Annotated in this window: 12 protein-coding genes; 3 read left to right on the top strand and 9 right to left on the bottom strand. The window is 69.8% G+C overall.

What is annotated here, in order from left to right:
- Positions 1–130 precede the first annotated feature (130 nt).
- On the bottom strand, positions 131–589 hold the full coding sequence (locus ABTZ89_RS23475) for a dihydrofolate reductase (RefSeq protein ID WP_351048230.1): 459 nt from the start codon (positions 587–589) through the stop codon (positions 131–133).
- The gene (locus ABTZ89_RS23470) at positions 586–1,383 is read right to left on the bottom strand and encodes a thymidylate synthase (protein ID WP_351048227.1); all 798 of its coding nucleotides are present in this window, start codon (positions 1,381–1,383) and stop codon (positions 586–588) included. Before ABTZ89_RS23470 ends, ABTZ89_RS23475 begins: the two co-directional genes overlap by 4 nt.
- A gap of 327 nt (positions 1,384–1,710) precedes the next feature.
- Here ABTZ89_RS23470 and ABTZ89_RS23465 point away from each other — a divergent pair, with 327 nt between their 5' ends.
- Positions 1,711–2,904: a glycoside hydrolase family 5 protein gene (locus tag ABTZ89_RS23465; protein ID WP_351048224.1), complete on the top strand. Its 1,194-nt coding sequence runs from the start codon at positions 1,711–1,713 to the stop codon at positions 2,902–2,904.
- Here ABTZ89_RS23465 and ABTZ89_RS23460 read toward each other — a convergent pair.
- The 5 genes from ABTZ89_RS23460 to ABTZ89_RS23440 all read right to left on the bottom strand — a co-directional run bounded on the left by ABTZ89_RS23460 (position 2,885) and on the right by ABTZ89_RS23440 (position 9,656).
- On the bottom strand, positions 2,885–3,346 hold the full coding sequence (locus tag ABTZ89_RS23460; RefSeq protein WP_270954284.1) for an STAS domain-containing protein: 462 nt from the start codon (positions 3,344–3,346) through the stop codon (positions 2,885–2,887). The genes ABTZ89_RS23465 and ABTZ89_RS23460 overlap by 20 nt on opposite strands.
- 272 nt (positions 3,347–3,618) lie before the next feature.
- Positions 3,619–6,003, bottom strand: coding sequence for an ATP-dependent Clp protease ATP-binding subunit (locus tag ABTZ89_RS23455; protein ID WP_502949590.1), 2,385 nt, complete (start codon positions 6,001–6,003; stop codon positions 3,619–3,621).
- Positions 6,004–6,172: 169 nt separating this feature from the next.
- Positions 6,173–6,580: a hypothetical protein gene (locus tag ABTZ89_RS23450; protein ID WP_351048218.1), complete on the bottom strand. Its 408-nt coding sequence runs from the start codon at positions 6,578–6,580 to the stop codon at positions 6,173–6,175.
- Positions 6,581–7,114: 534 nt separating this feature from the next.
- The gene (locus ABTZ89_RS23445) at positions 7,115–7,777 is read right to left on the bottom strand and encodes a phosphoribosyltransferase (protein WP_270954282.1); all 663 of its coding nucleotides are present in this window, start codon (positions 7,775–7,777) and stop codon (positions 7,115–7,117) included.
- A gap of 127 nt (positions 7,778–7,904) precedes the next feature.
- Entirely contained in the window at positions 7,905–9,656 is a 1,752-nt protein-coding gene (locus ABTZ89_RS23440; RefSeq protein ID WP_351048214.1) for an ABC-ATPase domain-containing protein, read from the bottom strand.
- A gap of 315 nt (positions 9,657–9,971) precedes the next feature.
- Between ABTZ89_RS23440 and ABTZ89_RS23435 the strand changes: the two genes are divergently transcribed.
- A complete protein-coding gene (locus tag ABTZ89_RS23435; protein ID WP_408641985.1) occupies positions 9,972–10,751 on the top strand; it encodes a GH25 family lysozyme in 780 nt (259 codons plus the stop codon).
- Between the two features lie 68 nt (positions 10,752–10,819).
- Here the strand turns inward: ABTZ89_RS23435 and ABTZ89_RS23430 are convergent, their stop codons facing one another.
- Positions 10,820–11,968, bottom strand: coding sequence for an LCP family protein (locus tag ABTZ89_RS23430; protein WP_351048212.1), 1,149 nt, complete (start codon positions 11,966–11,968; stop codon positions 10,820–10,822).
- A 174-nt stretch (positions 11,969–12,142) separates the two neighbouring features.
- Positions 12,143–13,399 carry an aspartate aminotransferase family protein gene (locus ABTZ89_RS23425; RefSeq protein WP_351048210.1) on the bottom strand — a complete coding sequence of 419 codons (1,257 nt, stop codon included), beginning with the start codon at positions 13,397–13,399 and terminating at the stop codon, positions 12,143–12,145.
- 103 nt (positions 13,400–13,502) lie between these two features.
- On the opposite strand from ABTZ89_RS23425, the gene ABTZ89_RS23420 reads away from it, so the two are divergent.
- Positions 13,503–14,524: aldehyde dehydrogenase family protein (locus tag ABTZ89_RS23420; RefSeq protein WP_351048207.1), on the top strand; the 1,022-nt coding region annotated here is incomplete at its 3' end.

Below are 14,524 nucleotides of genomic sequence, written 5' to 3'. Positions count from 1 at the left end.
GTTTTTGGGGGTGTTGTTCTGGTCTTGGGGGGGCTTCCTGTTTATTACCTCAGACGTGGCCCGGTGGCCGGGTGGACCGTGCGGCCGGGGTGTTGGCGGTGGGGGGCGGCTCCCCCCCCCGGGGCGGGTGTCAGCCCCAGGTCACGAACCGGTAGTGCAACCCGGTCGAAGACTCCTGCCACGACCCCACGGCATCCGGGCTGCGCCCGACCTCGGGGGCGTAGGTGTCACCGTCGAAGCGTTCGCGGATCTCGGTGACCACGATCTTGTCCGCGATCGGCAGCGCCGCCCGGTACACCGCCGCACCACCGATCACCCACACGTCACCGGTGACCGAGGCCAAGGCCTGCGACAGGTCGGTGAAGGTTTCAGCGCCGTCCTGTGGGGTGCGGGAGAGCACCAGGTTGCGCCGGCCCGGCAGCGGCCGGAACCGCGGCGGCAACGACTCCCAGGTGCGCCGGCCCATGAGCACCGTCGCACCGGAGGTCACCTGCCGGAAGTGCTTGAGGTCCTCGGGCAGGTGCCAGGGCATGGTGCCGTCGCGGCCGATGACCCCGTCGCCCGACTGCGCCCAGATCAGCCCGATCACACCGCCACCGGAGCCTTGATGCCGGGGTGCGGGTCGTAGCCCTCGATCGCGAAGTGCTCGTAGGTGTAGTCGAACAGGCTCTCCGCCGGTTTGAGCTCCAGGGTCGGGAACGGCCGCGCGTCGCGCTCGAGCTGCGTGCGGACCTGCTGCTCGTGGTTGTCGTAGATGTGGCAGTCACCGCCGGTCCAGATGAAGTCCCCGACCTCCAGGCCGACCTGCTGGGCGATCATGTGCGTCAGCAGCGCGTAGCTGGCGATGTTGAACGGCACGCCCAGGAACAGGTCCGCGCTGCGCTGGTAGAGCTGGCAGGACAGCTTGCCCTCGGCGACGTAGAACTGGAAGAACGCGTGGCACGGCGGCAGCGCCATCTGCGGGATCTCACCGACGTTCCAGGCCGAGACGATGATCCGCCGGGAGTCGGGGTTCTCGCGCAGCGTGCGCAGCACATCGCTGATCTGGTCGATGTGCCCGCCGTCCGGGGTGGGCCACGAACGCCACTGCACGCCGTAGATCGGACCGAGATCACCGTCGGGTCCGGCCCACTCGTCCCAGATGGTGACGCCGTGCTCCTGCAGCCAGGTGTTGTTGGAGTCGCCGCGCAGGAACCACAGCAGTTCGTAGGCGATGGAGCGGAAGTGGACCTTCTTGGTGGTGATCAGCGGGAAGCCGTCGGAGAGCCGGTAGCGCAGCTGGTGGCCGAAGATCGAGCGGGTGCCCGTCCCGGTGCGGTCGTCCTTGCGGGCGCCTGTCTCGAGCACGTGGCGGAGGAGGTCTTCGTACTGCGTGTCCGGCATGCCCAAAAGCCTAGACGACCGACCCCCGGCGGGTTGATGGCCGTAGGCCGAGGCGCAACGCGCCGCGACACCAGCGACCGCGATCGGATTCCTTCCGGTTTCCACTGGTCGCAGTCGTTTCGAGGATGGTGTTGATCGTCCTCGGCCCGCCAGGTGCTGGGCTCGGCCACCACCCTGGTCGAGCGTGCGAGAGACGTACACCTCGTCAGTGATGATCACGCGCAGCGCTGCAGCGGTTGCTGCGACGGGGGTGGGGTTGCGCCGACCGACTCAACCAGTTGTGAATGATCTTCACATTCTGTGCGTGCTCCACTACCGTCCCCGACCATGACCCTCCGGCGCTGGACCACCACCCTGGCCGCACTCGCACTCACCCTCACCGCGGCCACCCCCGCAGCCCACGCCGCCGAGACCACCCGCCCCCTCACCGATCTCGACGGCACCCCCTTCACCCCGCACGGCTTCAACAACGGCCACAGCTCCAAAGACTCACCCGACGCCATGCCCTGGACCACCCCGGACGACATCACCGCCGAAGCCACCACGATCGGCTCCAACTCCGTCCGACTGCTCATCTTCTGGTCCAAAGTGGAACCCGAACCCGGCCGCTACGACGAGACCTACCTCGACGACATCACCCAACGCATCGACGCCTACGACCGAGCAGGCATGCGCGTCGTCCTCGACATGCACCAAGACCTCTGGGGCCCAGCCGTCACCGGCACCGGCCGCAACGGCGGCGCCCCCACCTGGGCCAGCCACTTCGACGGACTACCCGCCAGCCTCCAAGACCCCTGGCCCCTGACCTACCTGCAACCCGGCGTCATGCGCGCCTTCGACCACTTCTGGGGAACCACCGGCCAACACCCCGAACTCGCCGAACACTTCATCGCCTCCTGGCGCCACGTCGCCCAACGCTTCGCCACCGACCACCGCGTCCTGGGCTTCGACCTGTTCAACGAACCCTGGGGCGGCAGCGCACCCTCCCCCATCTTCGAACAAGCCCTGCTCGGCCCCCTCTACCAACGCACCATCAACGGAATCCGCGAAGTCGACACCACCCACTGGATCTTCGTCGAACCCCAAGCCCTCGGCGTCAACCAAGCCCTGCACCCCTCAGCACTGCCCGAACTCGACGACCCCCGCCCCGGCGAACCCCGCCTCGCCTACGCCCCGCACCTCTACCCGCTCCTGCTCGACAGCGGACAGACCTACACCGGCATCACCAAAGCCATCACCCGCGAAACCGTGCGCAAGTGGTTCGCCGACAACACCGCCACCGCACGCCGACTCGGCATGCCCATGGTCATCGGCGAATTCGGCCTCGACGCCACCAAAGAAGGCGCACTCGACTACGTCGACGACGTCCTCGCCGAAGCCCGACAAGCCGGCGCAGGCTGGTGGTACTGGTCCAACGACCCCGGCAGCTGGGGCCCCTACAACCCCGACGGAACCTGGGCACCCCTGGCCGATCACCTCGCCGCCGGCACCCGCTGCACCGTCAACTGCGCGCCTCGCTGACCGCCTCCGCAGCCGAATCCCGGCACACGAACCGCTCCCGCAACCCGGTCACCAGCAACAACCGCACCATCGCCCCGGAACCGGGAACCACCCACAACCCCACCCCGCGGTGCTCCGCACGCCGCTGCACGTGCAACAACAACTCCACCGCAGCACTGCTGGCGAACGACACCTCCGACAGATCCAGCACCACGCTCCGCAACGACGCCGCGGTCAGCCGCTGCCGGATCAACTCCGTCAACCTCGGCACCGTGGCCAGATCGATCTCACCACCGATGCGCACCACCACGACACCCGGCGCCGGCCACTCCACCGCCAACCGCAACGCCGGCGAACACCCACCGTGCCCGATCACCGGATCAACCGGCTCCCTCGGCGCCACGATCGCCGGACCACTCCCGGCCCACACGGCCGCACGCATACCGGATCTGGAGACGATCACGCTACCTCCCCCTGAACTTCGCGAATCGACGATCAGACCACGACCACGGACCCAGAACCAGCCGCTGCACTCGCGCAACAACCACGCCGTGGCGGCCGCTCAACCGCAATCCCCACCGTAAGAGCCACCAGCCAACCCAACAAGGCTCACCACGTTCGTGTGACAACCCCCGGCCAGCCGCCACCACCGGCAGTCACAACCCCCAGCCGAGGACCCTCACACCCCAAAAGCGCCAGGCCCGCCGAACACGCACCGTGACGGCGGGCCTTCGCTCACCCCAACACGCTGTGCCGCTGAACCGGCTCCCGCACGACCTTCACCGACTCGCTCGGAGCCGCATGCCGACCACCCGACACCGGCTCCCACACCGTCGACACCACCAACGACAAATCCCCGTCCACCACATCCACCGACACCTGATCCCCCGCCGACACCGAACCACCCAACACCATCGACGCCAACCGGTTGTCCAACTCCCGCGCGATCACCCGACGCAACGGACGCGCCCCGAACTCCGGCTGATAGCCCCGCTCCACCAACCAGTCCAACGCCTCGTCCGCCACCACCAACCGAACACCCTTCGCCGACAACTGCTCCGCCGTGCGCTCCAACAACAACGACGCGATCCGCCGCAACTGCGCACCCGGCAACGGCCGGAACACCACCACATCATCGATCCGGTTGATGAACTCCGGCCGGAAGAACGACCGCAACTCCTCCAACACCACCAACGCGGTCTCACCCGCATCAGCACCCGCATCCACGATCCGATCCGCCCCGATGTTCGAGGTCATGATCACCACCACGTTGCGGAAATCCACCAACCGCCCCTGCGAATCCGTCAACCGCCCCGCATCCAACACCTGCAACAACGTGTTGAACACATCCGGATGCGCCTTCTCCACCTCATCCAGCAACACCACCGAATACGGCTGCCGCCGCACCCGATCGGTCAACTGACCAGCCTCCCCGTACCCCACATAACCCGGCGGCGCCCCCACCAACCGCGACACCGTGTGCTTCTCCTGGAACTCCCCCATGTCCAACCGCAACAACCGTTGCACATCACCGAACAACGCCCGCGCCAACGCCCGCGCCAACTCCGTCTTGCCCACACCCGTCGGCCCCAAGAACAGAAAACTCCCGATCGGCCGATCCGGATCCGCCAACCCGGCCCGCGCCCGACGCACCGCCTCGGCGACCGACGCCACCGCCGCGTCCTGACCCACCACCCGCGACCGCAGCTGCTCCTCCAACCCCAACAACCGCTCCACGTCCTCAGCACTGACGTCCGCCACCGGAATCCCGGTCCGCGACGCCACCACATCAGCCACGTCATCGGCCACCACCGTCGGCTCGAACACCGCCGACTCCCGCACCTCACCACCACGCCGCAACCGCACCCGCGAACACGCCTGGTCCAGCAGATCCACCGCCTTGTCCGGCAAGAACCGATCCGCGATGTAGCGCTGCGACAACTCCGCCGCCGCCGACAACGCCGAATCATCGATCCGCACCCGGTGATGCCGCTGGTACCGCTCCCGCAATCCCTCCAGCACCACCACGGTGTCGGCCACCGACGGCTCCCCCACCGTGATCGGCGCGAACCGGCGCTCCAACGCCGGATCCTTCTCCACGTGCCGCCGGTACTCCTCCACCGTCGTCGCGCCGATCAACCGCACCTCACCCCGCGCCAACGCAGGCTTGAGCATCGTGCCCGCATCCATCGACCCCTCACCGGCACCAGCACCCACGATGCTGTGCACCTCGTCGATGAACACCAGCACGCTGTCCCGGTTCGCGCGGATCTCCGCCATCACGTCCCGGAACCGCTGCTCGAACTCACCCCGGTACTTCGCCCCGGCCACCATCCCCGCCAAATCCAGCGAGATCACCCGAACATCGGCCAACGACCACGGCACCGCACCCTCGACGATCCGACGGGCCAACCCCTCCACGATCGCCGTCTTGCCCACCCCCGGATCCCCCACGAACACCGGGTTGTTCTTCGACCGCCGACCCAGCACCTCGATCGCCTGCTCGATCTCGGCATCCCGGCCCACCACCGGATCCAACCGGCCGGCCCGCGCCAACTCGGTCAGGTCCAACCCGAACTCGTCCAACCGCGGCGTCACGCTCAACACCGACCCAGCCCCACCCCGATCACCCAACTCGATCGCACGCGCCAACGCCCGACCCGCCACCGAATCCGCATCCGCCGCCAGCCCCAGCACCACGTGCCGCGCCCCGACCACATCAGCACCCTCGCCCAACGCCTGCTGATAAGCCCCCAGCAACGCCCGCCGCGCCGCCGCCGACAGCACCGGGCGCCCCGCACCCGAGACCTCCTGGCCGACCACCGCCGAACGCACCGCCGCAGCCAGCTCCTCCACCCGAACCCCGGAGGACACCAGCAGCTCAGCAGTCGCCGGAACCTGCGTAACCGCCCACAGCAAGTGCGCGCTGTCCAACTCCCGACTGCCCCAGTCCACAGTGGCCCGAACAGCCTTCGACACCACCTCGTGCGCCTGATCGTCCAGCAACGAGCCCAAAGTCAGCGAGCGCTCCGCGGCGGTCGCCCCGTCCGCCCCCGAGAACACCTCGCTGAACAGCGAATCGAAGGCGGCAGAGGAATCTCCAGCACTGCCGCGAACCACAGGGGCCACCTCCACACCCACACGCACCGGCCCCGACCGCGCACCACCCACACCGGAGAGCGGCGGAACCAGCACAACTCGATCACCGCAGCCGCGATGCAAGCACCAACATACTGAGCAGCCCAGTGCTGCCGAGCACGCCCACCCCGCTCCGCCGGACCGCCCTGATTCAGCTCGCCTGCTGCTGCTGCGCCTGCTCGATCGCCTCGGCCAACCGGGTCAGCTCCTTGCCGATGTGCGACAGCCGCTCCGCCATCACGCTCGCGTGCCCCGACAGCGGCCCGACGTGCCCCGCCGCCCGCAACCACTCGGTGACTCCGCCGACCCCCGCCGACATGCCCTCCACCGTCAACGAGAACCCGCGCATGACCTTCTCGATCTCCGGCACGTTGTGCGGCACCGACGGATCCCGCAACCGCTCGCCCAGCGCCACGGTCGCCTCACCCACCTGCCAGGCGACCTCCGCGGAGTACCCCTGCTCGCCGGACTCCTCGCCCCGTCTCGTCCCAGACCGCCGCGGTGGCGTGTGCTTGCCCGCCTGCGACGGCGTGCTCTCGGAATGTCCAGCGGAAGTCATAGCGACCCAATCAACCCGAAACCAATGCCCAACTCCACCCCGACGCGCCCGAAGACCCCCAACCGGTGGCGGCGAACCACCCGATCCCCAGACCTCCGCGACGCATGGAGCAGGTGCCGCTGAGGTTATCGCGTCCGGGCAGATCTTGGTGACGGCCGATCCGCAGGATTAATTTTGGTCAACACTGAAACCAACGAGAATATTGAACTTAATACCCGAACGTCCCGTTCCGTCCAGTTGGCCGAGCCCCGTCAGAGCATCCGGAACAGGGCTCTGCGGAGATCGCTCCCTCGCCGGCAGAGCCATTGCGCGGGCCGACGGACCCTCCCCCTGCTCTGTCCCATCGCATGCAAGGACAGAGCAGACCAACGCGCGACCACTGCCGAACGCCCCCTCTCCCCTGGTCATAGCGTTTTTGGGGGTGAGGGTTGAGGGTTCATGACACCGCTGAGCGGTTAATTTCATTCGACACTGAATCCATAGATGCAATCAACTATAAATTCCCGACTCCTTGCCGCCCTGGTCAGCGGGGAGTCAGTCGAACTCGGCGAGGATGCCGTGGATCTCCTCGTCGGTGGTCGCCCTGAAGTCGCGGTACCACTGCCCCACTGCCGCGAAGCCGACCGGTTGGAGCACGCAGAGCACGACGTCCGCTTCCTTGCGCAGCACTGCTACTGCGTCAGGCGAGCCCACCGGCACCGCGAGCACGATGTTGCGGGGCTCGGATTCGCGCAGCATCCGCACCGCTGCCCTGGCCGTCGCGCCGGTGGCCAGGCCGTCGTCGACCAGCACCACGTCCCTGCCGGTCAGCGACAGCGGCTCACCGCGCTGGAACAGCTCCTCCCGCCGGCGGGCCTCCGCGCGTTCGCGCTCGCAGGCCGCGTGCAGCGTCTGCTCGTCCAAGTGGAACGCCCGCACCAGGTGCGGGTCGTAGCTGGCCGGACCGCGAGCCGTCACCGCCCCCACTGCCAGCTCCGGCTGGCTCGGTGCGCCGATCTTGCGCGCCACGCACACCCGCAGCGGCGCGCCGAGCGCCCGCGCGACCTCCGCGGCGACCGGTACCCCACCGCGGGCCAGGCCGAGCACGACGGGATCGACCAGTTCCAGGCCGCCCATCCGCTGGGCCAGCGCCCTTCCGGCGTGCCTCCGGTCGGTGTAGCCGGTGGTGGTTCGTTCCGGGAATCCCATGCGAGGCATCGCTCGCCTCCCGTCCGCCGCGCTCCTGCACGCAGCAGCAATCGGGCAAACCCCTCATCCCGATGATGCCCGCCCGGCGCTCCCAGGCAAAGCCCGCACGCCGGAGCGATGTGGGGCTCGACCGGGGTCAGGTGCGGAAGCCGGAGACCTTCAGGACGCGGAGCCGGTTCAACGCCGCTGCCAGTTCGAAGGGGCGTGGCACCGCGAAGTCCCCGACGTAGCGCTCGTCGACCGCGGCCACCCCGCGCTCGGCGACGTCAGCGGCGAAGGCCTCCACCACCTCGGCCACCGTCCGCCTGCCGTCCAGGACTCCTCGCCGCGCGCAGCTGACCAGCGCCAAGCCGATACCGGTCACCTGCGCGGGGTCGACCACCTGCTCGACGCCGCGCAGCTCCACAGTGGACTCCCCCAGGGTCAGCGCGTCCACCCCGCGAGCCCGGACCTTGGGCCGGTCGGTCGGGATCGACCGCGGATCCACCACGCGGTGGCGCACCGGTGGGAACGTCTCGGCCTCGGAACGGCGGCCGGTGGGCTGGGCGGCCAGCTGCTTGGCGCGGTCGGTGACGTCGCGCGCGTGGTAGGAGTCCAGCATCAGCACCTGGTCCGCGACGTCCATGTAGTCCCCCGACCCGCCCATCACCAGCACCGTGGACACCCCGTGGGCGGCGTGCAGCGGCCGGATCAGGTCCACGAACGGCGTCAGCGGCTCGGCGGACTTGGCCACCAGCGCCTGCATGCGGGCGTCGCGGATCATCAGGTTGGTGGCCGCGGTGTCCTCGTCGACCAGCAGGACCTTGGCGCCGGACTCCACCGCCTCCACGATCGCGGCCGCCTGGGAGGTCGAGCCCGAGGCGTTGTCGGTGGAGAAGTCGGCGGTGTCCGAACCGGTGGGCAGGTGGCTGACGAACGGGCTGACGTCCACCCGGTGCACCCGCCGGCCGTCCTCGGCGCGGACCTTCACCGTGTCCTCCCGGCACACCACCAGCTCCCGCCCGTCGCCGGGAACGTGGTCGTAGACGCCGAACTCCAGCGCCCGCAGCAACGTCGACTTGCCGTGGAAGCCGCCACCGACGATCAGCGTGATCCCCTCCGGCACGCCCATGCCGGTCACGCGGCCGCGGTTGGGCAGGTCCACCGACACCCGCAGGGACTCCGGGGAGTCGAAGGGCACTCCACCGGTCATCGGGCGCTCGTCGACCCCGCTGCGCCGGGGCAGCATCGCGCCGTCGGCGACGAAGGCGATCAGCCCCAGCCCCGGCAGTTGCCGCCGCAACGAGTCAGTGTCCTCCACCGACTCGACGAACTCCCGCACCCGCGCCTGGTCGGCCGCGGCCCACCGCAACGCCGCCTCGACGACGTCCGGCAGCTCGTCGCACAACGCCCGCTCGGCCTGGCGGCCGTCGATGGTCCGGCCCCGCCCCGGCAGGTCGATGCCCAACCGCAGCACCACTTCCCCACCGACGACCTGGCAGGCGGAGCGGTCCAGCACCTGCTGGCGCCCGGCGTCGACGCGCAGCCTGCTGTCGCGCAGCCGCCGGTCGGCGGCCCGCACCAGGTACCCGGCCAGGGCCCGGGCTCGAACCGGTACGCGCCACAGCTCCGCGGGAAACCCGGCCACCGGTTCGGTGACGCGGACTTCGCAGCGGCTGGCCGGGGCGAAGGGATCGGGCTGCACCCGCTGGACCTCCAGGGTGAACCCGCCGAAGGACCAACGACCGCGCAGGGACTTGTAGCGGCCGTAGCTGGCGCCGTGCATCGCCCGCAGCTCCTGCCGAAGTGCTCGCTCGTCCCCGCGATCACCGCCGCCGAACTCGCGATCGTCCGGCCGCCGCCGGTACCCGTGCCGACCCGATCGAGGGCCACCCGCTCGTTGTGCCATGCCCATGGGGTACCCGACCGCGCCGCGATTCTCCAATCGGGAGACCTCCGTCACCCGAACACCACAGTGGACACCCGGAACAGGGCAAACCAGAACAATCGGCGAGTCGGTGCACAGCGGTACCCACGACCCCGCGCTATTCTCTCGATCGCCAGAAGATCCGCAAGTCCCCGCCGGTCCAACGGCCCGGCTCCGCTCGACGACGAATTCCGCGTCGGTGAGGAGGCGAGTTCAGTGCGACGTCCGTTCGGCAAGAGCCACCGGCGTTCCCGGCTCCCCAGCCGTCCACGTAGGACACCAGCCCTGCTGGCCGCGTTGATCACCGCGGCCACCTTGGCCACCGGTGCCGCCCACGCAGCACCGGAGAACCCCAGAAGTGCCCCGATGCTCGACCCGCACGATCCCAACGGTGCCTGGGCGGGTTACAGCCTCCCCGGCTCCCGCAGCGGTGCACCTCCACAACAGCCCGCGGGCGCGCTGTCCGGAATGGACGTCAGCGGCCACCAGGGCGATGTGGACTGGCCGGCCGCGTGGGCCGCAGGTGCTCGGTTCGCCTACGTCAAGGCGACCGAAGGTTCCGGGTTCCGCAGCGGCAGCTTCAACCAGCAGTACGACGGTTCGCACGCGGTCGGCATGGTCCGCGGCGCCTACCACTTCGGACTGCCCGACCGCTCCAGCGGCGCCCAGCAGGCCAACTTCTTCGTGGACAACGGAGGCGGTTGGAACGACGGTGGCCGGACCCTGCCGGGTGCGCTCGACATCGAGACCAATCCCTACGGCGATCCCTGCTACGGGCTCGATCCCCGCGCGATGTCGGACTGGATCGCCGACTTCTCCAACACCTACCTGAACCGCACCGGGCGCTTCCCGGTCATCTACACCACCACGCGGTGGTGGAACGGCTGCACCGGGTCCAACCCCGACTTCGCCGCGAACAACCCGCTGTGGATCGCCCGCTACGCCCCGCAGATCGGTGATCTGCCCGCCGGGTGGGACTTCCAGAGCATCTGGCAGCACAGCGACCAAGGTCCGCTGCCCGGTGGGCAGGACAGCTTCAACGGGAACAGCAAGCAGTTGCGGCGCTTCGCCTCCTGATCGTCCCTCCCAACGGCGATGTGGCCCGCTCCCCGAGCTTCGGGAGCGGGCCACATCGTGTCCGGGGACTACTTGCCGAGCAGGTCCTGCGGGATCGGCTGGTCCTTGGCGATCGCGTCGAACATCCGCGCAGCGCCCTCGGAATCCCAGACGATGACCGAGCCGCCGTCGGAGTCCCGGCCGAACCGGCCGAAGGGCACGCTGGTGGTCACGCCCTCACCACCGCTGATGTCGCCCAGCGCCAGCGCCAGCGAGGCCAGGTGCCACAGGTGGTCGCTGTCGTTGACCAGGAACGTCTTGCTCGCACCCGAGGCCAGCGGGAACAGCCGGAACGGGTTGAACAGCGTCGCCGGGCTGGTGGCTTGCTTGACCAGCGCCCCCAGCAGCTTGCGCTGGTTCTCCGCTCGCTCCAGGTCACCGCCCTTGAGCGAGTAGCGGGCCCGGACGAAGCCCAGCGCCTGCGGACCGTCCAGCGTCTGGCAGCCCTGCTGGAGGTGGACGTTGGCCATGTCGTCGTTCATCGGCTGGTCCAGGCACATGTCGACCCCGCCGACGGCGTCGACCAGGTCGGCGAACCCGCCGAAGCCGATCTCGGCGTAGTGGTCGATGTGCACCCCGGTGGCCTGCTCGACGGTCTGCGACAGCAGCTGCGGGCCGCCGAAGGAGAAGGCCGCGTTGAGCTTGGTCTTGCCGTGACCGGGGATGGGTACGTACGAGTCGCGGGGCAGGCTGATCATCGCCGGCTGTCCGCCACCGCTGGGGATGTGCACCAGCATCATGGTGTCGGTGCGGCGCCCGCCGGCGTCACCGGCGGAGAGCTCCTCGCGCTGCGCGTCGTCGAGGCCTTCGCGGCTGTCGGAGCCCACCAGCAGCCAGTTGGTGCCCGCGGAGTCCGGCGCCTGCCCCTGGAAGTCCAGGGCCGCGGTGCGCTGCAGGGTGCTGTCGAAGTAGATCACCAGACCGCCCAGCAGCAGCAACAGCACGACCAGCGTGATGCCGATGCGCCGTCCCCACCGCTTCTGCTTCCGCGGTGGGCGGCGACGTGGTGGTTCGTCGTCCACCGGCGGCCGGGGGTCGCGCCGCGGTGGCGGCGGGGGCGGAGGGCGTCGTCCTGGCGGCGGCCCGTCCGGACCACGGCCCCCGCCGTAGTAGTCGTACCTGCCGCCGCCTTGCGGCCTCCGGCCTCTCGGCTGTTGCCCAGCCGACCAGTCGCTCATGCTCACACCTGCGTCGGTTCAATGCGGGCGTCCCGCGCGCTCGATCGTTGGCGTGCAGCATTCCAGACGACCGGCGGCGGGGCAGCCCCCGCTATCGAACGGTGACAAGGGCGCAGGTGTTTCGGCTGGTGGTGGGTGCGAGGCGCAGATCACACCCACCACCGACGCCGCTGGTCAGCCCGTGACGGCCGCCGCGACCGCCTCGCCCCAGAGCCCGACGGCTTCGTCGACCTGGTCGGCGGTGACGATCAGCGGCGGGATCATCCGCACCACGTTGCCGTGCGGACCGCAGGTCAGCAGCAGCAGTCCGCGTTCGGCGGCGGCCGCGTGCGCCCGAGCCGCGGTGGCAGCATCGGGCGTGCCGTCGGCGCTGGTGAACTCGTTGGCCACCATCAGGCCGAGGCCGCGCACCTCGCCGATGACCGGGTGGTCCGAGGCGACGCCGCGCAGCCCGTCGCGCAGCCGCTGGCCCTGGTCGGCGGCGTTCTCCACGAGCTTCTCCTCGCGCACCACGTCCAGGGTGGCGATCGCCGCGGCGGCGGCCACCGCGTTGCCGCCGTAGGTGCCGCCCTGCGAGCCCGGCCACGCCTTGCTCATCAACTCGTCCGGCGCGGCGATGGCCGACAGCGGGAATCCGCTGGCCAGGCCCTTGGCGGTGATCAGGACGTCGGGGCGGATCCCGGCGTGGTCGTGGCCCCAGAACCGGCCGGTGCGGCCGACGCCGGTCTGCACCTCGTCGACGATGAGCAGGATCCCGTGGCGGTCGGCGCGCTCGCGCAGGCCGGTGAGGAACTCCGGCGGTGCGGGCAGGTAGCCGCCCTCGCCCAGGACCGGTTCGATGATGATCGCCGCGGTGTCGCGCGGGGAGCTGACCGTGACCAGCAGCTGGTCGAACTCCGCCAGCGCGTAGCGCACGGCGTCGGCCTCGCTGCAGCGGTGCCGGTAGGGCTCGGGGAACGGGGTGAACACCACCCCGGGCATCATCGGGCCGATCCCGGCGCGCACCTTCGTCCCGGAGCTGGTCAGCGCCCCGGCGCCCATCGTGCGACCGTGGAAGCCGCCCTGGAAGGCCACGATGTTCTGCCGTCCGGTGGCCTGCCGCGCCAGCCGCACCGCGGCTTCGACGGCCTCGCTGCCGGAGTTGACGTAGAACAGCCGGTCCAGACCCGATGGCAGGACTTCACCGAGCCGTTCGGTGAGTTCGAGCAGCGGGCGGTGCATGACTGTCGTGTACTGGCCGTGGATCAGGGTGCCCACCTGGCGCTGGGCGGCCTCGACCACGCGCGGGTGGCAGTGCCCGGTGCTGGTGACCCCGATGCCGGCGGTGAAGTCCAGGTACCGCCGGTCCTGCTCGTCGTAGAGGTAGATCCCTTCGCCGCGGGCGGCCAGGACCGGCGTGGCCTGCTTGAGCGCCGGCGAGAGCTCAGCCATGATCGACTCCAAGCGTCGTGAAAATGTAGGATTGTCGACAATCTCGCGTGTTATGCAACCATCACCGAGCGTCGCTGTCCACCTCCGAGCCGGAAGGCGTGCCATGACCATTTCCGTCCAACAGCACCCCCGAGAGGCCACCGTCGTCGACGCCGCTCCCAAGCAGCTGCTCATCGGTGGCAAGTGGCGCCCGGCCGACGCCGGCCGCAGCTACGAAGTGGAGGACCCCTCGACCGGCCGGGTGCTGTGCTCGGTCGCCGACGCCTCCCCCGAGGACGGCCTGGCCGCGCTCACCGCCGCGAGCGAGGCGCAGCCGAGCTGGGCCAAGCACCCGCCGCGCGAACGCGGGGAGATCCTGCGCCGCGCCTACGAGCTGATCATGTCCCGGCACGAGGACCTGGCGCTGCTGATGACCCTCGAGATGGGCAAGCCGCTGACCGAGTCGCGCGCCGAGATCACCTACGCCGCGGAGTTCTTCCGCTGGTTCGCCGAGGAAGCGGTGCGCATCGGCGGCGACTACGCGGTGGCCCCCAACGGGGCGGGCCGGTTCCTGGTGATGCGCCAGCCCGTCGGCCCGGCGCTGCTGATCACCCCGTGGAACTTCCCGATGGCGATGGGCACCCGCAAGATCGGTCCGGCCATCGCCGCGGGCTGCACCTCGGTCATCAAGCCCGCCCACCAGACACCGCTGTCGATGCTGGCGCTCGCCGAGATCCTGCAGGAGGCCGGGCTGCCCGACGGCGTGGTCAACGTCGTCACCTCGCGCAGCGCCGGCCGGCTGATGGAACCGATGATCCGCGACGGCCGCGCCCGCAAGCTGTCGTTCACCGGCTCCACCGCGGTGGGCCGCAAGCTCATCGAGCAGTCCGCCGACCAGGTGCTGCGGGTGTCGATGGAACTGGGTGGCAACGCGCCGTTCCTGGTCTTCGCCGACGCCGACCTCGACGCCGCGGTCGACGGCGCGATGCTGGCCAAGATGCGCAACGGCGGCGAGGCCTGCACGGCGGCCAACCGGTTCTACGTGCACGCCGACGTCGCCGGGGAGTTCTCCCGACGGCTCGCCGAGCGGATGGCCGCGATGCAGGTGGGTCGCGGCGTCGCCGAGGACGTGCAGGTCGGGCCGCT

It is taken from the genome of Saccharopolyspora sp. NPDC002686 (assembly GCF_040295745.1).
GTDB classification, from domain to species: Bacteria; Actinomycetota; Actinomycetes; order Mycobacteriales; family Pseudonocardiaceae; genus Saccharopolyspora; species Saccharopolyspora oryzae.
Note: the sequence above shows the minus strand (reverse complement) of the source record. Positions and strands in the feature narration are given on the sequence as shown.